At 63.0% G+C, this 25,726-nt stretch carries 19 protein-coding genes; 10 read left to right on the top strand and 9 right to left on the bottom strand.

What is annotated here, in order from left to right; all coding sequences use genetic code 11:
* Nucleotides 1-20 precede the first annotated feature (20 nt).
* From NL528_RS03525 to NL528_RS03535, 3 genes are all read right to left on the bottom strand, one after another.
* Entirely contained in the window at nt 21-1,427 is a 1,407-nt protein-coding gene (locus NL528_RS03525) for a cytochrome B6 (RefSeq protein ID WP_309181336.1), read from the bottom strand.
* Between the two features lie 657 nt (nt 1,428-2,084).
* Nucleotides 2,085-3,080, bottom strand: a complete 996-nt coding sequence (locus NL528_RS03530; RefSeq protein WP_309181337.1) for an ABC transporter substrate-binding protein — start codon at nt 3,078-3,080, stop codon at nt 2,085-2,087.
* A gap of 194 nt (nt 3,081-3,274) precedes the next feature.
* Entirely contained in the window at nt 3,275-4,489 is a 1,215-nt protein-coding gene (locus tag NL528_RS03535) for an ABC transporter substrate-binding protein (RefSeq protein WP_375144123.1), read from the bottom strand.
* Nucleotides 4,490-4,700: 211 nt separating this feature from the next.
* Between NL528_RS03535 and NL528_RS03540 the strand changes: the two genes are divergently transcribed.
* The 9 genes from NL528_RS03540 (at nt 4,701) to NL528_RS03580 (ending at nt 16,454) form a co-directional block, all read left to right on the top strand.
* A complete protein-coding gene (locus NL528_RS03540) occupies nt 4,701-5,855 on the top strand; it encodes an acyl-CoA dehydrogenase family protein (RefSeq protein WP_309181339.1) in 1,155 nt (384 codons plus the stop codon).
* A gap of 133 nt (nt 5,856-5,988) precedes the next feature.
* On the top strand, nt 5,989-7,158 hold the full coding sequence (locus tag NL528_RS03545) for an acyl-CoA dehydrogenase family protein (protein WP_309181340.1): 1,170 nt from the start codon (nt 5,989-5,991) through the stop codon (nt 7,156-7,158).
* Entirely contained in the window at nt 7,158-7,814 is a 657-nt protein-coding gene (locus NL528_RS03550; RefSeq protein WP_309181341.1) for a glutathione S-transferase, read from the top strand. Before NL528_RS03545 ends, NL528_RS03550 begins: the two co-directional genes overlap by 1 nt.
* A gap of 207 nt (nt 7,815-8,021) precedes the next feature.
* Nucleotides 8,022-8,840, top strand: a complete 819-nt coding sequence (locus NL528_RS03555) for a helix-turn-helix domain-containing protein (protein ID WP_309181342.1) — start codon at nt 8,022-8,024, stop codon at nt 8,838-8,840.
* A 62-nt stretch (nt 8,841-8,902) separates the two neighbouring features.
* Nucleotides 8,903-9,769, top strand: a complete 867-nt coding sequence (locus NL528_RS03560; RefSeq protein ID WP_309181343.1) for a 3-keto-5-aminohexanoate cleavage protein — start codon at nt 8,903-8,905, stop codon at nt 9,767-9,769.
* A gap of 103 nt (nt 9,770-9,872) precedes the next feature.
* Entirely contained in the window at nt 9,873-11,477 is a 1,605-nt protein-coding gene (locus NL528_RS03565) for an AMP-binding protein (protein WP_309181344.1), read from the top strand.
* Between the two features lie 155 nt (nt 11,478-11,632).
* A complete protein-coding gene (locus tag NL528_RS03570; RefSeq protein WP_309181345.1) occupies nt 11,633-13,249 on the top strand; it encodes a carboxyl transferase domain-containing protein in 1,617 nt (538 codons plus the stop codon).
* Nucleotides 13,246-15,225, top strand: coding sequence for an acetyl-CoA carboxylase biotin carboxylase subunit (locus NL528_RS03575; protein ID WP_309181346.1), 1,980 nt, complete (start codon nt 13,246-13,248; stop codon nt 15,223-15,225). Before NL528_RS03570 ends, NL528_RS03575 begins: the two co-directional genes overlap by 4 nt.
* Nucleotides 15,226-15,413: 188 nt before the next feature.
* Entirely contained in the window at nt 15,414-16,454 is a 1,041-nt protein-coding gene (locus NL528_RS03580; RefSeq protein WP_309180212.1) for an IS110 family transposase, read from the top strand.
* A 290-nt stretch (nt 16,455-16,744) separates the two neighbouring features.
* On the opposite strand, the gene NL528_RS03585 is transcribed toward NL528_RS03580, so the two are convergent.
* The 5 genes from NL528_RS03585 to NL528_RS03605 are packed head-to-tail and all read right to left on the bottom strand — an operon-like array spanning nt 16,745 to nt 22,243.
* Nucleotides 16,745-17,737 (bottom strand): dipeptide ABC transporter ATP-binding protein, encoded by a 993-nt coding sequence (locus tag NL528_RS03585; RefSeq protein ID WP_309181347.1) that lies wholly within the window; start codon nt 17,735-17,737, stop codon nt 16,745-16,747.
* On the bottom strand, nt 17,734-18,747 hold the full coding sequence (locus NL528_RS03590; RefSeq protein WP_309181348.1) for an ABC transporter ATP-binding protein: 1,014 nt from the start codon (nt 18,745-18,747) through the stop codon (nt 17,734-17,736). Before NL528_RS03590 ends, NL528_RS03585 begins: the two co-directional genes overlap by 4 nt.
* Nucleotides 18,747-19,640, bottom strand: a complete 894-nt coding sequence (locus NL528_RS03595) for an ABC transporter permease (RefSeq protein ID WP_309181349.1) — start codon at nt 19,638-19,640, stop codon at nt 18,747-18,749. The genes NL528_RS03590 and NL528_RS03595 overlap by 1 nt, the downstream gene beginning before the upstream one ends.
* A gap of 11 nt (nt 19,641-19,651) precedes the next feature.
* Nucleotides 19,652-20,599, bottom strand: coding sequence for an ABC transporter permease (locus NL528_RS03600; protein WP_074271587.1), 948 nt, complete (start codon nt 20,597-20,599; stop codon nt 19,652-19,654).
* Between the two features lie 48 nt (nt 20,600-20,647).
* Nucleotides 20,648-22,243, bottom strand: a complete 1,596-nt coding sequence (locus NL528_RS03605; protein WP_309181350.1) for an ABC transporter substrate-binding protein — start codon at nt 22,241-22,243, stop codon at nt 20,648-20,650.
* Between the two features lie 484 nt (nt 22,244-22,727).
* Between NL528_RS03605 and NL528_RS03610 the strand changes: the two genes are divergently transcribed.
* Nucleotides 22,728-24,146: a PHB depolymerase family esterase gene (locus NL528_RS03610; RefSeq protein ID WP_309181351.1), complete on the top strand. Its 1,419-nt coding sequence runs from the start codon at nt 22,728-22,730 to the stop codon at nt 24,144-24,146.
* Nucleotides 24,147-24,172: 26 nt separating this feature from the next.
* On the opposite strand, the gene NL528_RS03615 is transcribed toward NL528_RS03610, so the two are convergent.
* A complete protein-coding gene (locus tag NL528_RS03615; protein WP_309181352.1) occupies nt 24,173-25,723 on the bottom strand; it encodes an AMP-binding protein in 1,551 nt (516 codons plus the stop codon).
* Between the last annotated feature and the right edge of the window lie 3 nt (nt 25,724-25,726).

The following is a 25,726-nucleotide window of genomic DNA, read 5'->3' on the forward strand; positions in this document are numbered from 1 at the left end:
ATCTTGAAGCGCCGCGTCGGTCAGAGCGTGCGAAGGAACTCAACCAGATCCCGCTTCTCCTCGCCGGTCAGCTTGGTGCCGAGCACCAAATTGAAGAACTCGACCGAATCATCGAGCGTCAGCAGGCGCCCGTCGTGCAAATAGGGCGGCGAATCCTTGATGCCGCGCAGCGGGAAGGTCTTGACGGCTCCGTCACCGACTTCACTCATGCCGTTGATCATCTCCGGCTTGAAGAAGCGCTCGGTCTTGAGATCATGCATCAGGTTGTCGGTGTAATAGGGCGCGGCGTGGCAGGCACTGCACCGGCCCTTGCCGAAGAAGACCTCCTGGCCGCGCAGTTCGGCTTGCGTGGCCTTGCTCGGATCGAGCCTGCCGAACACGTCGAGTTTCGGTGCCGGCGGGAAGCCCAGTTCCTCCTGGAATTCCGCCATCAGGTCGACCTGGAGGATCCGATTGAGGGGGTTCAGACCCTTCTTGGTGGCGATCACCTGGTCACCGTCGAAATAGGCTCCGGCCTGCTCGAATTGGGTGAAATCCTCGACGGTCTTGAGCGCACGCTGCGAGCCGAACAGCCGCTGGATTTGCACGCCGCGCAGCGTCGGGGTGACGACGCGATGGCGGGATTCCTGCGGACGGGCGTCTGGAGCAAGATGCGTGGCCTTGTTGGTGTGGCCGTTCGAGTGGCAGTCGAAGCACGTTGCGCCGCGGCTCGGCTTCTCGGAGCGGCGGTCCTCGGTCTCATTGAACTGCTGTTGCGGGAACGGCGTCACCAGAAGGCGCAAACCTTCTATCTGCTTGGGAGGGAGAATGCCGTTAAACAGCTCGTAATAGTTCTCGATGCTGACGAGCTTGCCTTGCGAGACGTCACCGAGGTCGGTGCGCTGATTGAGGTAGATCGCCGGCGGGAATTCCGGCAGGAAATGATCGGGAATGTCGTATTCGACATCGAAACGCGTGAGATCGCGGCCGCCTTCTTGGCGCTTGATCTCGTCGATCAGGAAGTGCGGAAATACGAAACCGCCTTCCGAATGCTTCGGGTGGGGTAACGGATAGAATCCCTTGGGAAACGCGTTCTGCTCGCGAATCTGCTCCGGGCTCATAGCCGCAAGAGCCTCCCACGTCTTTCCCGCCGGGAGCTTGACGCGAACTCCTTCCTGCACCGGCTTGGTGCGGTCCATCGTAACCCCTGCGACGGGCCGGTTGCTCAGGTCGTACCGCTCGTTGAGAAGCGCCATGTGCTCGCGCGTGACTTCGGGCTTCTGGGCGGACAGCCTGGCGAAGGTCGCCGAGAACGGCTCGGTGATCTCGACCTGCATGTAGCTCGACTTGCCGCGGGGGCCTTGCTGCGCGTAGGCAAAGCCGCACGCAAGGATGACGGAGGCAGCTGCCACTCCGGCCAGAAGTTTTCGGGTTTTCACTAGGATCATCGCTCTCTCCTTGATGTTCCCCCCTTGATGGAACAGCACGACGCCCAAGCCAGGCTCGGGCGCGCGGATAGTCAGCGTTTTTCATAAAGTAGCGCTAAAAATCGAAATGGAAGTGCGTGCCACAATTTTTATTTCGATCTTACGTGAGTCACACTGACTTTTTTCAAGAACCACTATAACCGCAACAGGCCGTATACGAGCCTCAACGAGATTCACCCCGACGGAGTTTGCAAGCCGCCCGATGAGGCCATGACAACTCTCGAACTTCCGTCACTCCACCAAAGTGGGGCGGCCCAGTCAGGGTGAGTGATCAGCGGTTCCAAAAAACACGATCGCCAAACGCCTGAAAGACATCGGGCGCTACAGGAGGAAAGCGGCAATGAATGTGCGCTGCTGGCTCGAATGGCACCTGTTGGCAGATAGTGTTGCAAAAGTCCCAAAAAGTCCTGCGGCGGAATTTCCGCCAAAGGACGAAACAAGCGACAATCGTCGACCTGCAGCCTCGAACCCGTTAGCGGAATCGCCTGTGAGTTTGGCGCGCGGCGGCGTAGTCCCCCATATTATTATTCGATCGTCGCGCCTACGGCTCGGAGAATTTGAGTTCCCTGCCGCAAAAAGGCTTTTGCAACAGTATCGGCCACAAGGGACATAACGTCGTTATTCAATCAGCTCGTCCGCGCGAGCAAGGACGCTCGCCGGCAGCTCAAGGCTGAGCGCCTTGGCGGTCGTGAGGTTGATGACCATCTCGAATTTCGTTGGCTGCTGTACTGGAAGATCGGCAGGCTTGGCACCCCTGAGAATCTTGTCGACGTAGTTAGCGGCGCGCCGAAACAGATCAGCAATGCTTGGTCCATAGGAGATGAGGCCGCCGGCTGTCACAAATTCCCGAATTCCATGAAGCGACGGCAATTGCTGCCGAGTGGTGAATTCCGCGACGCGCGTTCGATGATCAGCCGTGAGAGGGTCTTCGACCGTAATCAACGCATCCGGGCGCAGCCCTCCCGCAGCTTCGAATGCGCTATCGAAGTCGTCCGGTCCTCGCACCTCCAAGGATCGAACCTCTATCCCCAATGTCCGTCCCCCGGCCTGCGTCTCGTTGAAGACGAGCACGGAATAAGGATTGTCCGCATTCCAAAGCACGGCCACGCGAGAGAGTCGGGGCAGAACCTCTTTTAGCAATTCGAGTCGCTTGGCCCCCAGGTCCGGCGCCATCAGGCTCATGCCCGTGACGTTGCCGCCGGGTCGCGCCAGACTGGCAACGAGTCCACTCCCCAACGGGTCGCCCGCTGCTGTCATTACGATCGGAATAGTCGTGGTAGCTCGCTTGGCCGCTAATGGTGTGAGAGTTCCGGCTGCCGCAATAACATCGACTTTGCGTCGGACCAGGTCGGCTGCGAGTTCGGGCAACCGTTCAAGCCGATTCTCGGCGTAGCGGAGCTCGAACGCGACGTTCTTCCCTTCAACCCATCCCAACTCCCGCAGAGCCTCGAAAAAAGTTGCATTCAGCGCGGAGATCTCGGCATGCTCGCTGCCTGCGCTGAAAATGCCTATCGTGTACTTTCTCCCGCCCTCCTGTGCGCGCGCGGAGAGCGGCCATACCGCCGCGCCACCAAGCGCAGCTATCAATTCCCGACGTCCAATGATCACTGGCATACGGACCTCCATGCGAAGGCAGCCTGGTGAAATGAACGATAACACGCGGCGAGCATGGGGTCTTCGCGTTCGGCGGGAGTACCATGCCGGTACCTCCGACCTCGGCCGCTATTTCACTTATGGGTCAATCGCGCCGAACTCGGCATGTCGGCGGCATGTCCGGTTAGAAGATGCCGGACAAGCTCGGACATCGTTCACGACCCGCCGCGCAGTAGATCGCTGATGACGACCAACTGGTTGTCGCGGAATTCGACCATGTAACCGTCCTTGATCGGACGATAGTCGGTCGGCGATGTGTTGAGCGTGATGCCGGGCAACAGCATCGACAGCGACACGTTCTTGAGGTTGGCGGCCTGGGCCATGATGTTGGCGCGGCTCAGATCGTTCTTGCACTGCTCCAGCACCACGACCAGCGCCTGGGCGACCATGTAGCCATAGCCGGCCGCGAAGTTGGCGGGATCGACATTCGGCAACCGCGACTTCATGAAGTCTGCATAGGCGACGAGCCCGGCGTCTTTGGAGTCGGGAGTGTAGGGTTTCAGCGCCACCACCGACATGATGCCAGAGGCCGCCTCGAGGCCGGCCGGCACCATCACCGTGTCCTTGTTGGCGCAACCAGAGGCGATGAAGCGCGTCGGCCGCCAGCCGGTCTCGTAGGCCTTGCGGATCGCCTGCGCGCAGGCGCGCGGCGTCACGCTGTAGATCAGAAACACGTCGGCCTTGGTGTTGGCGAGCGTGAGGATCTGCGAATCCACCGTCGGGTCGGCGACTTCAAAACTCGTCGCCATCGCGATCGCCTTGTCGGCATCGGCGCCGAGCGCTTGCCTGACGCCGCGCAGATAATCTTTTCCGGCGTCGTCGTTCTGGTAAAGGATCGCAAAGCGCGCGTTGGGGTTTTTGGCTCGCGCATAGCGGACCTCGATGCCGGCCTCCTCGACATAATTGGGCGCCCAGGGCAGCGCCATCAGCCAGGGCCGGGTGGCGGGCTCGTTCCATTTCGACGCCGAGCTGATCAGGAACAGATGCGGCACCTTGGCGCCGTTGAGATATTTAGCCGTCGCCGAGCTCGGCGCGGTGCCCATGGTGCCGAACATGAAGGCGACGCCGTCATTCTCGACCAGCCTTCGCGTCGCCTCGACCGTCTTCGGCGGCGAAAAACCGTCGTCGAGCGATATCATGTTGAGCTTGCGCCCGTTGACGCCGCCCCTCTCGTTGATCATGTCGAAATAGGCGGCAAACACCTTGCCGGTGACGCTGAGCGCCGAGGCCGGGCCGCTATACGGCATGATGTTGCCGAACTTGATCTCGGTGTCGGTGATCCCTGGCTGCTGCGCCACGGCCGGCGTCCATGCGGCAAGCGACAGGGAGGCCGCCAAAAATACGGCCGGGGCAACGCTGCTCGATCTGATCACGTTCGATCCTCCCGGCGTAGCGCCGATTTTGTGTTATTTTTGTTGGCCGCAGGCTAGGGCAGGCCTAAGGAATCCGTCTTGCGTTCAGTTGCTGGACGCGAGACGCAACCCGCCGACGCTGCGCTCTGGCGCGGCAAGGAAAAAGTCAGCCGCTCAACGCAAGTTGCGCCGGCCAAATCAGGGCAATTTAGACCCCAGGGAGGCCACTATGCTGGAGCGGACACGGGCGCAAAGCCCATTCTATACGGCGGAACATGAAGCGTTCCGCGAGATGATGCGCCGCTTCGTGGCCCGCGAAATCGAGCCCTTTGCCAGCGAATGGGACGAAGCCGGCGAGTTTCCGCGCGAGCTGTACGCAAAAGCCTCCGAGATCGGGCTATTGGGGCTGGGTTTTCCCGAGGAATATGGCGGCGTCGCCGCCGACCAGTTTATGAAGATCGTGGCCTCGCAGGAACTGGCGCGCGCCGGCGCCGGCGGCGTCAGCGCAAGCCTGATGAGCCACACCATCGGCTCGCCGCCGATCGCGCGCGCTGCTCGTCCCGAGATCAAGGCGCGGGTGCTGCCGGAGGTGTTGGCAGGCAAGAAAATCTCGGCGCTCGCGATCACCGAGCCGAGCGGCGGCTCGGACGTCGCCAATCTCCGCACCAAAGCGCGCCGCGACGGCGATCATTACGTCGTCAGCGGCGAGAAGACGTTTATCACCTCGGGCATGCGCGCCGACTATCTGACGGTCGCGGTGCGTACCGGCGGCGAAGGCGCGGGTGGCGTCAGCCTGCTCCTGATCGAAGGTGATACGCCGGGCCTGTCACGGACCAAACTGAAAAAGATGGGCTGGTGGGCGTCGGATACCGCGACGCTGCATTTCGACGAGTGTCGCGTGCCGGTCGAAAACCTGCTCGGCGAGGAGGGCCAGGGTTTCAAGCTCATCATGCAAAATTTCAACAGCGAGCGCATGGGCATGGCGGCGAGCTGCACGGCTTACGCCCGCGTCTGCGTCGAGGAGGCGATCGCCTACGCCAGGGAGCGCAAGACATTTGGAAAACCGATCGCGCAGCATCAGGTGATCCGCCACAAGCTGGTCGATATGGCGCAGCGGGTTGCGGCGTCGCAGGCAATGCTGGAGATGCTGGCGTGGCGGCTCGGGCAGGGCGAAAGCCCGGTTGCCGAGATCTGCATGATGAAGAACCAGGCGACCCAGACCATGGCGTTCTGCGCGTCAGAGGCGGTGCAGATTTTCGGCGGCGCCGGCTTCATGCGCGGCATCAAGGTCGAGCGGATCTACCGCGAGGTCAAGGTCAACGCCATCGGCGGCGGTACCGAGGAGATCATGAAGGATCTTGCCTCAAGGCAGATGGGGCTGTGAGCGGGATGCCTCTTACCCTCAGCCGTCATTCCGGGGCGCGCGTAGCGCGAACCCGGAATCCAGAGATAAGTTAAACAATATCGAGGTTCCGGGTTCGGCGCTTCGCGCCGCCCCGGAACGACAAGGAAGCAAAATGCTCTTCACCGCCGACCACGACGAACCCCGCCGTATCCTGCAAAAGTTCATCGCCGCGGAAATCAACCCGTTCGTCGATGAATGGGAGAAGGCGGAACAGTTCCCCTCGCACGAATTGTTCAAGAAGCTCGGCGATCTCGGCTTTCTCGGCCTCAACAAGCCGGTCGAATTCGGCGGCCAAGGGCTCGATTACAGTTTTGCGCTGATGATGGCGGAAGAGCTCGGCGCCATCAGATGCGGCGGCGTGCCGATGGCGATCGGGGTGCAGACTGACATGGCGACCCCGGCGCTGGCGCGGTTCGGCTCCGACGAAGTGCGCCAGGAATTCTTGGCGCCCGCGATCGCGGGCGATGCGGTTGCCTGCATCGGTGTCTCCGAGCCGGGTGCGGGCTCCGACGTCGCCTCGATCAAGACCAATGCGCGCTCCGACGGCGACGATTACGTCATCAACGGCGGCAAGATGTGGATCACCAATGGCGTGCAGGCCGACTGGATCTGCCTTTTGGCCAACACCAGCGACGGGCAGGTCCATCGCAACAAGTCGCTGATCTGCGTGCCGATGAAAACCAGGGGCGTGCAGGTCGCGCGCAAACTCGACAAGATGGGGATGCGCTCGTCCGATACCGCGCAGATCTTCTTCGACAATGTCCGGGTGCCCAAGCGCAACCGCATCGGCGACGAGGGCAAGGGCTTTACCTACCAGATGGTGCAGTTCCAGGAGGAACGGCTGTGGGGCGCGGCGGCCTGCCTCAAGGCGCACGAATTCATCATCGCCGAGACCATCGAATATACGCGAAACCGCAAGGCATTCGGCAAGACCATCCTCGATAACCAGACCGTGCACTTCAAGCTCGCGGAAATGCAGACCGAGGTCGAACTGTTGCGCGCGCTGATCTATCGTGCCGCCGAAGCGCTGGTCGCGGGCGAGGACGTGACGCGGCTTGCGACCATGGCCAAGCTGAAGGCTGGCCGCTTGGGCCGCGAATTGACCGATGCCTGCCTGCAGTTCTGGGGCGGCATGGGCTTTATGAACGAGACGCCGGTGAGCCGGGCCTATCGCGACAGCCGCCTGACCTCGATCGGCGGCGGCGCCGACGAGGTGATGCTGACGGTGCTATGCAAGATGATGGGTACACTGCCTGGAACGGGCCAAAAAGGAAACGCCTGATGATCACGCTTTATCACTGCGACGGCGCGCGCTCGTTCCGTCCGCTCTGGATGCTGGAAGAGTTGGGCCTGCCCTACGAGCTCAAGATGCTGCCGTTTCCGCCGCGGGTGTTCGCCAAGGAATATCTCGCGATCAATCCGCTCGGCACCATTCCCTTCATGGTCGACGGCGAGACCAAAATGACGGAGTCCTCCGGCATTTGCCATTACCTCGGCACCAAATACGGCCCGACGTCGCTGGTTGTCGGTGTCGACGACGCGGCCTATGGCGCCTTCCTGAACTGGATGTACTTTAGCGATGCGACGCTGACGTTTCCGCAAACGTTGGTGCTCCGCTACAGTCAGCTGGAACCCGAGGAGCGGCGCAATCCGCAGGTCGCCGGCGATTACGCCAAGTGGTTCCTCGGCCGACTGCGCGCTGTCGAAGCCGCGACCGGCAAAGCCGAGACGCTGTGCGCCGGGCGCTTCACGGCGGCGGATATCGTCAATGGCTACGCCCTCCGGCTGGCCGAAAACATCGGTTTGGCCAGGGAATTCGGACCTAACGTCGCCGCCTATTGGGCGCGATTGCAGGCGCGCGACGGCTACCAGCGGGCAGTGGCCGCGGAACAAAAGGCCGGCCTCGAGCAGAACGTGGCGCCGCGCGTGCGCGCCTGACGCGCCCTCTCCGTCATTGCGAGGAGCGTAGCGACGAAGCAATCCATACTTTCTTTGTTGCCCCATGGATTGCTTCGCTTCGCTCGCAATGACGGTTTCATCAGCTTTTTCCGTCATGTTCGGCCGAATCTCGTCGGTGACAGCCGCCGAATTTGCGCTATGGTTGCCCCGCGCAGCGGCCAAAGAGCCGCGCGAGGAGGATCTGTCATGGACGCCAAGGGCCATGTTTCCGGCCATCTGATGCTGATCACCCCCGATCGCGTGTTTTACGCGGGGCTGCTCGGCCGTCCGCGCGAGCGCTGTCCGGGGGCCTTTCACGTCTATGTCGCGATCAAGGGCGGCCTCTGCCTCACCACCGCGGCCGGTCGCGAGAGCCATGGCGAGCTTGCCGTCACCACACCAAATCAGCGCCACACCATCGCCAGCGTCTATCGCTCGGCGATCTGCGTCGCCATCGAGCCTGAAAGCGTCCGCGCCGGCGCGCTCGATGCGCTCGATGCGCGGCTTACGGGTCCGGAACGCCATCTGCTTGCCGACCGGATTCGCGGTGCCTATGCGGCGCTGCGGGATCGGCAATACAGCGACGACCTGTCGAACGCCGAATTCGACACCATGTGTTTCGGCGAGGCACTATCGCAGCGCGCGCTCGATCCGCGCGTGGTGCGCTCGATCGCGCAGATCGGCAAATTTGACGGCGAGCCGGTGACCGCGGCAAGCTGTGCGACCGAAGCAGGATTATCGCCGTCGCGCTTCCTGCATCTGTTCAAGGAAGAGACCGGGATCTCGTTCCGCTCGTTCCGGGCCTGGAAGCGGGCGCGGCATTTGCTGCACTTCGCCAACCAGGACATCAACCTTGCGCATCTCGCGCAGGATATCGGCTATCCCGACTCCACGCATTTCAGCCACTCGATCCGAAGGTTTTACGGCTTGAAGCCGCGCGCGATCTTTTCCGGCTCGCGCGATCTGGCGATCTACCACAGCGGCCGCATTGGCGCCGATAGCGCGTGGACGCAAGAAGCCGGCTAGCGCCGGACGCATGATCCTCGTTCCTGTTTTGCGACAAGACACGAGCAGATCGAAGGAATTTCATGAGCGAAAAGGCCGTCATTACCTGCGCGCTGAACGGCGTGCTGACCGATCCCAAGCAGCACCACGTTCCCGTCACGCCGGAACAGATGGCGCGCGAGGCGAGGGCCGCCTTCGACGCCGGCGCCAGCGTCATGCATATCCATCTGCGCCAGCAGGAACCGAACAAGGGCCATCTGCCGTCGTGGGAGGTCAGCGTCAGCCGGGAGATCCAGCAGGCGATCCGCGAGGCTTGCCCGGGCGTCATCATCAATCACACCACCGGCACCTCGGGGCCGAACTATTCCGGAGCGCTCGATTGCGTGCGCGAGACCAAACCGGAGATGGCGGCCTGCAACGCCGGCTCGCTGAATTATCTGAAAGTGAAGGCCGACAACACCTGGGCCTGGCCGCCGATGATGTTCGATAACGCGGTCGAGAAGGTGCAGGACTATCTCGACGTGATGAAGGCGGCGGACACGATTCCGGAATTCGAATGCTTCGACGTCGGTATCGTCCGCTGCGTCGGCATGTACCGGCAGACCGGCATGTATTCCGGTCCGCTGGAATATAATTTTGTGATGGGCGTCGCCTCCGGCATGCCGGCCGATCCGGAATTGCTGCCGATCCTCTTGAAGCTCAAACTGCCGGAAGCACATTGGCAGGTCACCGCGATCGGGCGCGCCGAAATCTGGCCGCTGCATCAGCGCTGCGCCGATCTCGGCGGCCATCTGCGCACCGGTCTGGAGGACACCTTCTATCTCGCCGACGGCACCAAGGTGACGTCGAACGGGCAGTTGATCGAGGCGATCGCAGCGTGCGCGCGCAAGGCGGGCCGCGAGATCGCGAGCCCGGCGGAAGCGCGGCAGATTTTTGGGGTCAGGCATTGAGTTGTCATTCCGGGGCACGCGAAGCGTGAACCCGGAATCTCGAGATTCCGGGTCTGGTCCTCCGGACCATCCCGGAATGACGGCCGAGCGAAACGGAGACAGCATGACCAACCTCGCAGCCACCGGCGGCGTCCCCGGTCCGGGCCGCATCGGCCGGGTCGCGATCGGCGATCTCCTGAAACGCGCGGCGGCGCGGTTTCCCGATCGCGTTGCCGTCACCGACGGCGCGCGGCGCGTCACCTTCACCGAGCTGGAGCGCGACGCCAACCGCTTCGCCAATTATCTGGTGCGGCGCGGGCTAAAGCCGGGCGAAAAGATCTCGACGATCTGCAACAACTCGGTCGAGTTCGTCAAAGCGCTGTTCGGCATCCATCGCGCGGGTCTGGTCTGGGTGCCCATCAACACCATGCTCGGTCCAGCCGACATGGACTACATCCTCGGACACGCCGAGGTGCGGTTCGCGCTGATCGACGATAATCTGCACGCGCAGGCTGACCGCCGCGCCGCGCTGGAAAAGCGCGGCATCGATCTGATCGCGGTCGATCTGACCGGCAACGCCGCCAAAGCCGGGTTGGAGAGTTTCAACGATCTCATCAACGGCCAGTCGGATATCGAGCCCGAGATCGATTTCGACGACCGCGATCTCGCGATGATCATCTATACCTCCGGCACCACGTCGCGCCCGAAAGGCGCGATGCACTGTCACCTTGCCGTCGTGATGGCGGTCATGAGCAATTGCATCGAGATGCAGCTCGGGCGCGACGACGGCATCACCGGGCAATTCCCGCTGTTCCACTGCGCCGGCCATGTGCTGCTGCTGAGCTATCTCTCGGTCGGCGGCCGCATGGCGCTGATGCGCGGCTTCGACCCCGTGGTCTGTATGGAAGCCATCGTGCGCGATAAGCTCACCGTGTTCGTCGGGCTGTCGCTGATGTATCAGGCGATCCTCGATCACCCGCGCCGCCGGGAATACGACCTCTCGGGGCTGAAGACCTGCATCTACACCATGGCGCCGATGGGCCGCCCGCTGCTGGAACGCGCGATCGCCGATCTCTGCCCGAACTTCGTGCTCTCGAGCGGCCAGACCGAGATGTATCCGGCGACCACGATGTCGCGGCCCGAGGTGCAGCTCACGCGCTTCGGCAATTACTGGGGCGAATCGCTGATCGTCAACGAGACCGCGATCATGGACGATGCCGGCAATCTGCTGCCGCGCGGCCAGGCCGGCGAGCTCGTGCACCGCGGCCCCAACGTGATGATGGGCTATTACAAGGACCCGAAGGCCACCGAAGAGGCGCGCAAATTCGGCTGGCATCACACCGGCGATCTCGCGCTGATCGATGAGAATGGCGAGGTGCTGTTCCTCGACCGCAAGAAGGACATGATCAAGTCCGGCGGCGAGAATGTCGCCTCCGTCAAGATCGAGGAGACGCTGCTGGCGCATCCCGCCGTGCAGAATGCCGCCGTGGTCGGCCTGCCGCATCCGCAATGGGGCGAGGCGGTCTCCGCTTTCGTCAAGCTGAAGCCGGGCGCGCAGGCCGACGAAGCCGGAATTGCCGAGCATTGCCGCAAACATCTTGGCGGTTTTCAGGTGCCGAAGTTCATCAAGATACTGGATGAAATGCCGATGACCGCGACGGGCAAGCTGCGGAAGGTAGAACTGCGGCAGGCTTTTGCCGAACATTTTGCAGAGAAGAAGAGTGCGTGATGATGGCCAACACCCCCCACCGTCATTCTCCGATGCGCAATTGCGCATCGTAGATGCGCCCTCTTGGGCGCAGGCCCGGAATCCATAACCACGATAATGAGTATGGATTCCGGGCTCGCGCTGCGCGCGCCCCGGAATGACGAGGATAGGTATTTATGGCCATAATCGAAAATAGCATCGCCACCGGCAGCGCCGGCTACAAGGCCAACCGCGACGGCATGCTGGCGCTGGTCGCGCGGATGCGCGGCCTCGAAGAGCGCACCCGCGCCGCCTCGGCCGCGGCCAAGGACCGCTTTCACAAGCGCGGCCAGTTGCTGCCGCGCGAACGCGTGGCGCTGGTGCTCGATCCCGGCGCGCCCTTCATCGAGCTGTCGACGCTGGCCGGTTACATGTTCGACGTGCCCGACGCCGACAAGAGCATCCCGGGCGGCGGCGCGATTGCCGGCATCGGTTTCGTCTCCGGCATCCGCTGCATGGTCAGCGCCAACGATTCCGGCATCGACGCCGGGGCGCTGCAGCCTTACGGCCTCGACAAGACCTTGCGGGTGCAGGAACTGGCGCTGGAGAACAAGCTGCCTTACGTGCAGCTGGTCGAAAGCGCCGGCGCCAATCTGTTGCGCTATCGCGTCGAGGATTTTATCCGCGGTGGCAACATTTTTCGCAATCTGGCGCGGTTGTCGGCGGCGGGCCTGCCCGTCGTCACGGTGACGCACGGATCCTCGACCGCGGGCGGCGCTTACCAGACCGGGCTCTCCGATTACATCGTGATGGTGCGCGGCCGCACCCGCGCCTTCCTCGCCGGGCCGCCGCTGTTGAAAGCCGCGACCGGCGAGATCGCGACCGAGGAAGAACTCGGCGGCGCCGAGATGCACACCTCGATTTCCGGCCTCGGCGACTATTTGGCGGAGGACGACCGCGACGCGCTGCGGATTGCGCGCGACATCATGGCCAATCTGGAATGGGACCGGCCGAAGCCGCTGCAAGACTCGTTCAAGCCACCGCGCTACGACGCCGAAGAATTGCTCGGTGTCATGCCGATGGATCACAAGCGTCCCGTCGATATGCGCCAGGCGATCGCACGCTTCATCGACGATTCCGACTTTACCGAATTCGGCGCCAATTACGGCCCCGCCACGGTCTGCGGCCACGCCCGCATCGAGGGCCAGGCGATCGGCATCATCACCAATAACGGCCCGCTCGATGTGCCCGGCGCCAACAAGGCGACGCATTTCATCCAGGCCTGCTGCCAGTCGCGTACGCCGCTGCTCTATCTCAACAACACCACTGGCTACATGGTCGGCAAGGCCTATGAAGAGGCCGGCATGATCAAGCACGGCTCCAAGATGATCCAGGCGGTGACCTCGGCGACGGTGCCGCAGATCACGATCTACTGCGGCGCCTCGTTCGGCGCCGGCAATTACGGCATGTGCGGCCGCGGCTTCCATCCACGCTTCTGCTTTTCCTGGCCGAACGCCAAGACCGCCGTGATGGGCGGCGAGCAGGCCGCCGAAACCATGGCGATCGTGACCGAGGCCGCCGCCGCGAGGCGCGGCAAGCCCATTGAAAAAGAGAAGCTGGAGGCGATGAAGGCGCAGATCACGGGCGTTTTCGACGGCCAGATGGATGTGTTCTCGACCAGTGCGCGCGTGCTTGACGACGGCGTCATCGATCCGCGCGATACCCGCAGCATCTTGTCCGAAGTGCTGGCGATCTGCCGCGAGGCCGAGACGCGGACGCCACAGCGCATGCAATTCTCGGTGGCGCGGCCATGAGCGATGCGACCATGAAGCAGACGCCGTTCCACAAAATCCTGATCGCCAACCGCGGCGAGATCGCGCTGCGGATCATGCGCACGGCGCGCCGGCTCGGTTATGGCGTGGTCGCGGTCTATTCCGATGCCGATCGCGACGCGTTGCATGTGCGCGAAGCCGACCAGGCGGTGCGGATCGGCGAGGCGCTGCCGTCGCAATCCTATCTGCGGATCGATGCGATCATCGCCGCCGCGAAGGCATCAGGCGCCAGCGCCGTGCACCCCGGCTATGGCTTCCTCGCCGAGAACGAGGATTTTGCGCAAGCCTGCCGCGACGCGGGCCTCGTCTTCATCGGGCCGTCGCCGGAATCGATCAGGGCGATGGGCAACAAAGCCGGCGCCAAGAACATCATGCGAGATGCCGGCGTGCCCTGCGTGCCCGGCTATCAGGGCGCCGACCAGAGCGACGCGGTGATGCTGGCGGAAGCGAACAAGATCGGCTTCCCTGTGATGATCAAGGCCGTCGCCGGCGGCGGCGGGCGCGGCATGCGGCTGGTCGCGGATGCCGCGGCGTTTCCGGATGCCCTGCGCAGCGCGCGATCCGAAGCGCAGGGCGCATTCGGCGATCCCAGCGTCATCCTGGAGCGCGCCATCGTCGATCCCCGCCACATCGAGATCCAGGTGTTCGGCGACCGCTACCGCAACGCCGTCCATCTCGGCGAACGCGATTGCTCGGTGCAGCGGCGGCACCAGAAACTGATCGAGGAAGCGCTGTCGCCGGCGGTTACGCCGAAATTACGGGCGCGGATGGGCGCGGTCGCGGTCGCCGCGGTGAAGTCGATCGGTTATGAAGGCGCCGGCACTCTGGAATTCCTGCTCGATCAAAGCGGCGAATTCTACTTCATGGAAATGAACACGCGGCTGCAGGTCGAGCATCCCGTCACCGAGGCGATCACCGGGCTCGATCTGGTCGAATTGCAGTTGCGTATCGCCAGCGGCGAGCCGCTCGGGCTCACGCAGGAGGACGTCAAATTCTCCGGCCACGCAATCGAGGTGCGGCTATGCTCGGAAGACGCCGGGCACGATTTCATGCCGCAGTCCGGCAATATGGCGTTGTGGCAGATGCCGGACGGGATTCGCGTCGAGCACGCGCTGCAATACGGTTCGGAAATTCCGCCGTTCTACGATTCGATGATCGCCAAGATCATCAGTTTTGGCGCTGATCGCAACGAGGCGCGCGGCAAGCTGATCTCCGGCCTAGAGCAGACCGTGGCGTTTGGCGTCACCACCAACCAGTCTTTTCTGATCTCCTGCCTGCGCCATCCCAGCTTTGCCGCGGGCGAAGCGACCACGGCGTTCATCGGCCAGCATCGCGACCATCTGCTGGCGCCGCAGGCGGAGGAACATTTCGAGGCCGCGCTGGCGGCGCTGCTGCTCTATGTGACCAATCCGCACGCGCCACCATGGCGAAGCGGACGCAGCCTGGCGGCGACATTCCCGATCGCTGCGCGCATCGACCTGGGCAAAAGCGTGCAGGAAGTCGAAGTCGTGCGCGAACGCGATGGGAGCTACACCGCGAGCCTCAACGGCCACGTGCACCGGTTCGAGATCGATGGGCTCGGCCGCGACAGCATCCGCTTCGACAGTAGCGGCGTGATGGAATCGGCAAGGTTTCTGCGCGACGGAGATCGCCTCTATATCCTGCACCGGGGCCTCACGCTCAGGGTGCGCGACCTGACGCTGGCCGCGCCGGTCTCCGCGGTTTCGAACGGCGGTGACGGCAAAGTCCGCGCGGCGATGAACGGCCGCGTCGTCGCGGTGCTGGTCAAGCCGGGTGAGAAGGTCGCGGCTGGTCAACCGGTGATGACGCTGGAAGCGATGAAGATGGAGCATGTACACACGGCCGGCATAGCGGGCACGATTGCGGCCATCGATGTTGCGGAAGGCGAGCAGGTGACGACGGGGAAGATCGTGGTCGAGATCGAGGCGGCGGCGTAACATACGCGTCGTCCCGGGCAAGCGAAGCGCGACCCGGGACCCATAACCACCGATATTTGTTTTTGCGAAAGCTGGCGCCACAGCATGTGTCAACAATGCAGACCTGTGGTTGATGGGGTGGACGGCCCCCTACGGCATCAAGTGTGCCAGAATGAGGTTGTTGTAAATCTCAGACAAGGGAGCCGTCCGTGAAGCAGATTATCCGCATTGGAATGGATACGTCGAAACATATTTTTCAGCTGCATGGGGTTGATGCCGCCGAGCAGCCGGTATTGCGCAAGCGGCTTTCGCGCAAGCAAATGGTGGAGTTCTTTGCCAACCTGCCACCAACCGTGATCGGAATGGAGGCTTGCGGGGCTTCGCAATATTGGGCGCGGGAGCTTTCCAAACTCGGGCATGAGGTGAAGCTGATGGCCCCGCAGTTGGTGAAGCCCTACATATCACGGAACAAGAACGACGGGCGGGATGCGGAAGGGCAGTGTGAAGCGATGAGCCGGCCGAGCATGCGGTTTGTGCCGGTAAAGACGGCCGAGCAACAGGCTGCGCTGATGCTGACGGGAATCCGCGATGGACTGATCGCCCGGCGCACCCAGCTGAGCAATACGATCCGCGGCTACGCGGCAGAGTTTGGCCTGATCGCGCCCAAGGGCCTCGACAAGATCGAGCCGCTGTTGACGCAGATTGCGCAGGACGAGAGCCTGCCAGCAATGGCGCGCGAACTGTTTGCGGTACCGGGGCGCGAATATGCGCGGCTACAAGCCGAACTCAAGCAGATCGAGGCCAAGCTGGTGGCCTGGCACCGGGCTGATGCCCTCAGCCGGCGCTTGGCGCAGATCCCCTCGATCGGCCCGATCATTGCGACGAGGTTGGTGATGAAGACGCCCGATCCGCGTGCGTTCCGCTCCGGCCGGCACTTTGCGGCCTGGCTGGGCCTCACACCCAAGGATCATTCGACCGCCGGCAAAACCAGGCTTGGCAAGATCACGCGGGCCGGCGACGAGGACCTGCGCCGCTTGCTCGTGGCGGGAGCGACCTCGGTGATCCAGCAGGTTCGGCGCGGCCGCGGCCATCCCTCGCGCTGGCTGGTCGCGCTGCTTAAGCGCAAGCCGCCAAAGCTGGCCGCCGTGGCGCTCGCCAACAAGGTTGCCCGCATCGCCTGGAAGCTGATGGCGACGGGCGAGAGTTACGATGCCGCACGGATGAATGCCATCCCGGCATTCGCCGCTTAACAGATTGGCCGGCCGGCGGGTTCGCTCACCGGCCGACCCGGAGCTGCAAGAGCAGATGGAGCGATCGGTCAATCAACGATGCGAGACAATCCGTGGGACCCATTGGCCGCTAGCAGGCCGCCAGGTTGTTTGGAACTCGCCTCGCGCAAACCATCTTGGCCAGCGATCAATCCGATCGCATCAACAGGCCGGACATATGGATGCAAGCGATCCGATCACGTCAAAAAGCTCTTGTGCCACGGGGGCCGTCCACATATGGGTCCCGGCTCAAGGCCGGGACGACGATAGTGTTACCCCGCCCGCCCCGTCCCCTCATTGAGCCAGCACGCCACCCGGTGCCCGGTGCCGGCTTCCGCCAGCACCGGCCGTTCCGCCTTGCAGCGGTCCATCACATAGCGGCAGCGGGTGTGAAATGCGCAGCCCGACGGCGGGTTGATCGGGCTCGGCACGTCGCCCTCGATCATGGGGGTGAGGCGTTTGGCCTTGGGATCGGCGACCGGTACCGATGCCAACAGCGCCTGCGTGTAGGGATGCCGCGGGTTGGCAAACAGTTCGGTCTTGTCCGCGATCTCGACAATACGGCCGAGATACATCACCGCGACGCGGTGGCTGATATGGGCGACGACCGCGAGATCGTGCGCGATGAACAGATAGGAGAAGCCGTGCTTGCGCTGCAGGTCGATCAACAGATTGATCACCTGCGCCTGGATCGAGACGTCGAGTGCGGAGACCGGCTCGTCGCATACGATCAGGCTCGGCCCGAGCGACAGCGCCCGTGCAATGCAGATGCGTTGCCGCTGTCCGCCGGAGAATTGATGCGGATAATTCTTCATCTGGTCCGGCCGCAATCCGACTTGTGCGAACAGCTCGGCCACCCGTTCCTGCTTCGCGTGACCCGACGCCAGCCCGTGCACGCTGAGCGGTTCGCCGACGATATCGCCCGCGGTCATGCGTGGATTGAGGGAGGCGAACGGATCCTGGAACACGATCTGCATCGAGCGCCGGTGCGGCCGCAATTCCGCCTTGCTGAGCGGCGCGATGTCCAGGCCGTTCAGTCTGATGGCGCCGCTGGTCGGCTCGACCAGCCGCAGTACGGTCCGCGCCACTGTCGATTTGCCGCAGCCGGATTCGCCGACCAGCCCGAGCGTCTCGCCCGTTCCCACTGAAAAGCTGACGCCATCGACCGCATGCACGGTGCCGACGCGACGGCGCAGCACGCCGCCGCGCACCGCGTAATGTTTGACGAGGTCGGTGACCTCGAGCAGCGGAGGTGTCTCGGTCATGGCGCCGCCACCAGTTCTGCGGCGCGCCAGCACGCCGAAAGATGATGATCACCAAAATCCTGCAGCGGCGGATATTCCTGATGGCAACGATCGATCGCCATGGCGCACCGTGGCGCGAAAGCGCAGCCCACCGGCAGGTTGGTCAATGACGGCACCATGCCGGGAATTTCGGTCAGCCGCGCATCGGTCTTTGCCCCGAGCCCGATCACCGCCGGCATCGAGGCCATCAGGCCGCGGGTGTAGGGATGCCTCGGATTTTCGAACAGCGCTTCGACGCTGGCTTCCTCGACCTTCTTGCCGGCATACATCACGATGACGCGCTGCGCGGTCTGCGCGACCACGCCGAGATCGTGGGTAATCAGGATCAGGCCGGTGCCAAGTTCTTTTTGCAGATCGACGATCAGCGCCAGGATCTGGGCCTGGATCGTCACATCCAGCGCCGTGGTCGGTTCGTCCGCGATCAACAGCGCCGGCCGGCATGCCAGCGCCATCGCGATCATGGCGCGCTGGCGCATGCCGCCGGAAAGCTGGTGCGGATATTCAATCGCCCGCCGCTCCGGTTCGGGAATCCGGACCAGACGCAGCATCTCGACGGCCTTTTTCCACGCTTCCTTGTTCGTCATCGACCGGTGCAACTGGACCGCCTCGGTGATCTGGTCGCCGATCCGCATCACCGGGTTGAGCGAGGTCATCGGCTCCTGAAAGATCATCGAGATCCGGTCACCGCGAATCTTGCGCATCTCGGCCTCGTCGAGGCTCAACAGGTCGGTGCCTTCGAGCGTCACGGAGCCGCCGACGATCCGGCCGGGCGGATCCGGCACCAGCCGCATGATCGACAGCGCGCTCACGCTCTTTCCGCAGCCGGATTCGCCGACGATCGCCAGCGTTTCGCCACGGCGGACGGTAAAGGAGACGTCGTCGACCGCTTTAAAGAGCCCCGAATTGGTGAAGAACACTGTCTGCAGGTTCTTCACGTCGAGAACCGTGTCTTCCGTCTTCGCTTTGGTCATCAGCCGCGTTGCCTCGGGTCGAGGATGTCGCGCAGCGCATCGCCGAACAGATTGGTGCCGAACACCGCAAGGCTGATGGCGATCCCCGGGAAGATCACCAGCCATGGCGCGACGCGGACATATTCCGCCGCCGATTCCGACAGCATGCGTCCCCAGGACGGATAGGGCTCGGGAATGCCGAGCCCCAGAAACGACAGCGAGGCTTCGGTGAGAATGGTGGAACCGAGCTGCGCAGTCGCCAGCACGATCAGCGGCGCCAGCGTATTCGGCAGCACGTGGCGGAGCGCGATGCGCACCTCGCTCATTCCGATCGATTTGGCGGCTTCCACGAAGGGTTGCTCGCGCAGCGCCAGCGTGTTGGCGCGAATCACGCGGGCGACTGTCGGGATCAGCGGGATCGCGATCGCAAGAATAACGTTCGGCAGCGAAGGTCCAAGCGCCGCGGTCATCACCAGCGCCAGCACCAATAGCGGCAGTGCCTGCAAAATATCGGTCACCCGCTGGAACACGAGATCGACCCAGCCGGACAGATAGCCCGACGTCAGACCAACGATCACCCCGATCGACGCGCCCAATGTGGTCGAGCCGATGCCGACCGCCAGCGAAATGCGCGCGCCGTGGACGATGCGGCTCCAGACGTCGCGGCCGAATGAATCGGTTCCCAGCCAGTGACGCCAGTCGGGCGCAGCGAGACGGTGCGCGGAATCGACGCTGAGCGGATCGTAGCGGCTGATCAGGTCGGCCGAGAGTGCCACCCAGACGAACAGCACCATGATGATGAGGCCGATCGTACCGAGCATGTGGCGTTGCGCCAGGAAAGCCAGCCGGCGCCAACCATGCGCGGCGTCTGCGCCGGCGCGTCGGAGCTCGCTATCGTAGTTGACCACGGCCAAGTTGATGTCTCCTAGTCCCCATACCGGATGCGCGGATCGATCACGGCGTAAAGCATGTCGACGGTGAAATTGGCGACCACCACGACCACGGCGATCAGCATCACCAGGTTCTGCACGATCGGGTAATCGCGCCAGCGCAGCGCCTCGACCAGGAACCGCGCGATGCCTGGAATGTTGAAGACGGTTTCGGTGACGATCAGTCCGCCGATCAGGAACGCCGCCTCGATGCCGATCACGGTGATGACGGGCAGGATGGCGTTCTTCAGCGCATGGCGGTAATTGACCGACGATTCGGAGGCGCCCTTGGCCCGCGCGGTGCGGATGTAATCCTGGCGCAGGATTTCGAGCATCGAGGAGCGCGTGATGCGCATCGTCAGCGCGGCGCTGCGAAAACCCACCGCCATTGCCGGCACGCAATAGATCGCGATGGCCTCGGTCCAGGTTTTCGGGTTCGGATTGAAGATCGGCATCGATCCGAACAGCGAGACCGACGCCATCAGGATCAACAGCCCGAGCCAGAACGACGGCAGCGACAGCCCGCTGAGGCTGACGACGCGCAAGGCATAGTCCAGCCGCGTGCCCTGACGGACGGCGCTGATGACGCCTAAGGGAATGCCGATCGATGCCGAGAACAGCAGCGCCAGGCCGGCGAGCCGCGCGGTGATCGGAATCCGCGGCAGGATTTCATCCAGCGCCGGCTTTTCCGAAACATAGGAATAGCCGAGATCGCCGCGCAGCAGGCCGCCGATCCAGTGCAGATACTGCACCACGATCGGGTCGCTGAGACCCAGCTCCTTTTCCAGATTGGCCTTGTCGGCGGGATCGACGAACCCCGCGGCGTCGAACAGGATATCGACGATATTACCGGGAACGACGCGCAGCAGCACGAAGATGATGATCGAGATCCCGATCAGGGTCACGAGCATCAAGGCAAGGCGCCGCACGATATAACCGAACACTTGGCCGCTCTCCCTGACCCGCCCTCGAAGCCTGTGCGCCGATGGACGTTACTTGTCCAGCCAGACGTCTTCGTAACGAAAGCCATTATAGGAGCTATTGGACATGATGGTGACGTTCTTGACATAGGGCTGCCAGCAGGTGCCGGTGCGGGCGTGGAAGATGATCGGACGCGCCACGTCCTCCTGCAGCTTCTTGTCGATTTCCCAGACCAGCTTCTTGCGCTTGTTGACGTCGGTTTCGGCCGATTGCTGATCGAACAGCTTCTCGATGTCCTTGTTGCAGTAATTGGTGTAGTTCCGCTCCGAGCCGCAGGAATAGTTTTCGTAGAACGACTGGTCGGGATCGTCGACCGCATTGCCGGTCAGGTTGAGCCCGAGCGCATAGTCCTTGCGCGCCACTTTCGGGAACCATTGCGCGGTGTCGACGACGTCGAGTTCGCCGTCGATATAGATGCTCTTGATCTGGTCGATCAGGATGATGGCGGGATCGCGGTAGACCGGGATGTTGCGCGTGGAGACCTTGATCTGCAGGTGCTTGTCGGGGCCGTAGCCCGCCTTCTGCATCAATTTGCGCGCTTCTTCTCGGTTGGCGTTGATGTCAGGGCCGTAGCCGGGGATCGATTCCAGCATCTCCTTGGGCATCGCCCACAGGCCGGCCGGCGCCGGCTCCATGGTGCCGCCGATATCGCCCTGGCCCTCGAACATGATCTGGATGAAGGCCTTGCGATCGAGCGCCAGCGCCAGCGCGCGGCGGATGTCGATATTATCGAACGGCGGCGAGGATGAATTGACGATGATGTTGGTAGAGACGTTGTTCGGCTCCACCACGCACACCGCATCCGGCGCCTGCGCTTTGACGTCCTTCAACAGCGGGATCGAGACTTCCGTCGGGAAGGTCATGTCGAACTTGCCGGAGACGAAGCCGAGGATCGCGGTCGACCGGTTCGGGATGATGGTGAAGTCGATGCCGTCGAGATAGGGCAGGCCCTTCTTGAAGTAATCCGGGTTCTTCACGAGCTTGATCGACTCGTTGGCCTTGAACTCCACGAACTTGAACGGGCCGGTGCCGATCGGCCTGGTGCGCATTTCGGCCGGCGAGACGTGGCAGGGATAGATCGGCGTGTAGCCCGAGGCGAGCAGCGACAACAGCGCCGGTTCCGGCCGCTTCAGGTTGAACGACGCCTCGTAGTCGCCGTTGGTGGTCACGTCATTGACCAGCTCGTACCAGGATTTGCGCGGATTCTGGCGGAACTTCTGCGGCGACTTGCCCATCAGCATGTCGAAGGTGCATTTGACGTCGGCGGATGTGAACGGCTTGCCGTCATGCCACTTGACGTCGTGCCGGAGCCTGAAGGTCAGGGTCTTGTTGTCGGTGCTCCAGGCCCAGCTCTCCGCGAGTTCCGGGACGATGGTATCGACGCTGTTCTGGGCGATATGCTGATTGAAGAGGACGAGGTTGCTGTAAACAGGCATGAAGGGGACGTTGAGCGAATAAGTCGCGCCTTCATGGATGGAGGCCCCGCCCGGACTGTCGCGGTGATAGATCCTGAAGATGCCGCCCGCTTTCGGCTCGCCTGCGAGCGAAACGTCGTAAGCCGCCAGCACAGCCAACACCGCGACGGCAAGCGTTTTCACGCTCCGCATGATCCCCTCCCAATTTTCGGTCAACCGGCCGATTTGCGCCGGACGATATCATGACGGGGGGCTCGGGCAACCGGCCGCGGCCGGTGCGGGGATTGGCAATTCGGACTATCTCGGCGAGCGACATCTCATATTGTGGAATTAATTGCGCCTGGTGGCCGGAATTCGCGGCGTTTGGCGCTATACCGCGACGTATTTGCGTTCGATCTCGGCAAAGAACGCTGCCGCCAGCCTGACGAAGCCGTCTGCCGTGCCGCCAGCGACAGTTTGTCGCCGATTGCGAGTTTTAGCACCGACTTCGCCGGGTCGTTTGTGACGGTCTTGTCGGCGGTGAAATGCCCGAGGCGTTCATGATCGGGCTTGCGATCATGCGCACTTCGAGCAGGTTGCCGCCCTTGCCTTTCTTTTCGACAAGCCGCTCCCCGGCTTTGGCATGAAACCAGCATACCAGAGGTGTCTGATGTCTTCGGCTCAACAGGAGCGTGTCATGAACCCAGGCGTGGCTATGGCGACGGCAATCGCTTTTGGCGCGGCGGCGTCGGCCGCGGGCCCGGCGCGGGCCGAACAGCCTGCAAAACTGGCCGGCTACAACGCCGACATCGGCGAAAGCTCGATATCGGGCATCTCGTCGGGCGCCTTCATGGCCGTGCAGTTCGCGACCGCCTGGTCTTCGGTGATCAAGGGCGTCGGCGTGGTCGCCGGCGGGCCCTATTGGTGCGCGAAGGCGGATGCCGACGACATCATCAACGGCTACACGCTGCCGATCATGACCGCGACCGGCCCATGCATGACCGGGCCGCCGCCGGAACTGGGCAGCTCTTTCGCAAAGGCCGACGCCAAATCGGCTTCCGGCGATATCGATGCCCTGCAATTCGTGCGGCGGCAGAAGATATACGTCTTCCACGGCTACAACGACGCTGTCGTGGCGAAATCGGTCACCGATGCGGCCGCGGATTTCTATCGGCATTATCTCGGCGAGGCCAACCGAGGCAACCTGTACTACCAGACCACGATCGGCGCGGGTCATTCGCTGGTCATCGCGCAGGACCCGCACAAGGACGGCCTCAACGGCTGCGGCGACAACGCCGTCCCGTATATCGACCAGTGCGGCTATGACCAGGCCGGAATCATTCTCCAGCATATCTATGGCGCGTTGAATGCTCCCAACCGGGGGACATTGAGCGGGACGGTCAAGCGTTTCGACCAGTCGGTTTACACCCGGCCCGATGACGCCGGTTCGCTCAGTCTGGGCGACTCCGGTTACGTGTTCGTTCCCAAGGCGTGCGAGGAGGGTGCGGCGTGCCGGGTCCACATCGCGCTGCATGGCTGCAAGCAGGACAGTGGCGATATCGATCGGCGTTACGTCGACGACACCGGGTACAATGCCTGGGCGGACACCAATCGCCTGATCGTGCTTTATCCGCAGACCATGTCGAGTTCGTACCTGCCGTTCAATCCGCAGGCGTGCTGGGACTGGTGGAGCTACGTCAATCACGCGGACAGCTATGTCGCCAAGTCGGGGCCGCAGATCAGGACGATCAAGGCGATGCTCGATGCACTGACCGCGCGGGCTGTACCCGCGCCCGCGCCGGCCGCCGCCGCGGCGCCGGCGGCGCTCATGGTCATCGACACCTCGGACATTTCTGCCGATCTGGCGTGGACCCCGCAGCCGGGAACGACATCCTACCGTATCGCGCGGGCCGGCGCTGATGGCCAGTTTGCCGCGGTGGCCGACGTGGCCGGTGCGAGTTTCGCCGATTCCGGCCTGACGCCGGCATCTGCCTATCGCTGGCGCGTCTCGGCCCTGGTGAATGGGGTTGAAGGTCCAGCCTCCGAGGCCGCCGCCACCACGCGCGCATCACCGTCCCCATGCGACAATCCCGGCACTTGCCCGGTCGGCAAATGAAGGAAGCTCGGAGCTCGCTCTCGCCGTCACACGATGCGTGACGTCTTGTTGCCCCAGTAGCGGTCGCGCAACAAACGTTTGTAGAGCTTGCCGGTCGGAAGCCGCGGCAGCTCGGCTTCGAAGTCGATCGATCGGGGGACTTTTTGGCGCGACAGCGATTGGCCGCAAAACTGAATCAACTCCTCTGCGAGTTCGGGTCCCGGCGAAACCCCCGGCATCGGCTGCACCACCGCCTTCACTTCCTCGCCGAGATCGGCATTGGGGACGCCGAACACTGCGGCGTCCGCGATCTTGGGATGCGTGATCAGGAGGTTTTCGCATTCCTGCGGGTAGATGTTGACGCCGCCGGAGATGATCATGAAGGTCGCGCGATCGGTCAGATAGAGAAAGCCATCCGCGTCGACATAGCCGACGTCGCCGACGGTGCTCATGCTGCCGTCCGCCGAGCGGGCTTCCTTCGTTCGGTTGGGATCGTTGAAATATTCAAACGGCGTCGCGGTCTTGAACCACACTATGCCCGGAGTGCCGACGGGGCAGGGTTTCATGTTCTCGTCGAGAATATGCAGGTCGCCGAGATAGACCTTGCCGACGGTGCCGCGATGCGCCAGCCATTCCTGGCTGTTGCAGGCGGTGAAGCCGAGGCCTTCGGTGGCGCCGTAATATTCGTGGACGATCGGTCCCCACCATTTGATGATGTCGTCTTTGACCATCGCTGGACACGGCGCCGCCGCATGGATCGCGATCTCCAGCGACGACAAATCGTAGCGGGATCGCACCTCCTCCGGCAGTTTGAGCATGCGCGAGAACATCGTCGGCACCAGTTGCGTATGCGTGATGCCCCATTTCGGGATCAGTTCGAGGTAACGCTCGGGATCAAAACCCTCCATGATGATGACGGTGCCGCCGGATCGTATGGTGAGGTTGACCGCGGCCTGCGGCGCCGAATGATAGAGCGGCGCCGGCGACAGATAGATCATGCCCTCGCGGTACTGCCAAAGCTTGTGCAGGAAGTCGAAGATCGGCAGGTTCTGTACCGGCGGCTGTTCCGGCAGCGGCCGCAAAATGCCCTTCGGCCGGCCGGTGGTGCCCGACGAATAGAGCATCGCGGTGCCGACCGACTCGTCTGCGATCGGCGTCGTCGGTAAGCCCGCCGTTGCCTGCCGCAGGCCGACGATGCGCTCGCTCTCGCCGTCGCCATCGGCGACGATGCAAAGCTCGACCCTGGGGCATTGCTTCAGCGCCTCGCGCGCAACCTCGAGTTTTGCCTTTGAGGTGATGAGAATGCGCGACTCGCTGTTGGTGAGGATGTAGGCGAGCTCGCTGGCGGTCAGGTAGGAATTCACGCAGGTGAAATACAGGCCGGAGCGCTCGCCGGCGCCGCAGGCTTCGAGGTAGCGGCTGTTGTTCTCCATGAAGATCGCATAGTGGTCGAGCCGCTTGAGGCCGCGGTTGCGGAACAGATGCGCCAGCGCGTTGCTGCGCGCATCCAGCTCGCGATAGGTGACGGCCTCGCCGGTGCCGGCCATGATGAAGGCGGGCTGAAGCGGACGAAGAAGCGCATGCTTGCCGGTGTACATCTT

It is taken from the genome of Bradyrhizobium sp. Ash2021, assembly GCF_031202265.1.
GTDB lineage: Bacteria > Pseudomonadota > Alphaproteobacteria > Rhizobiales > Xanthobacteraceae > Bradyrhizobium.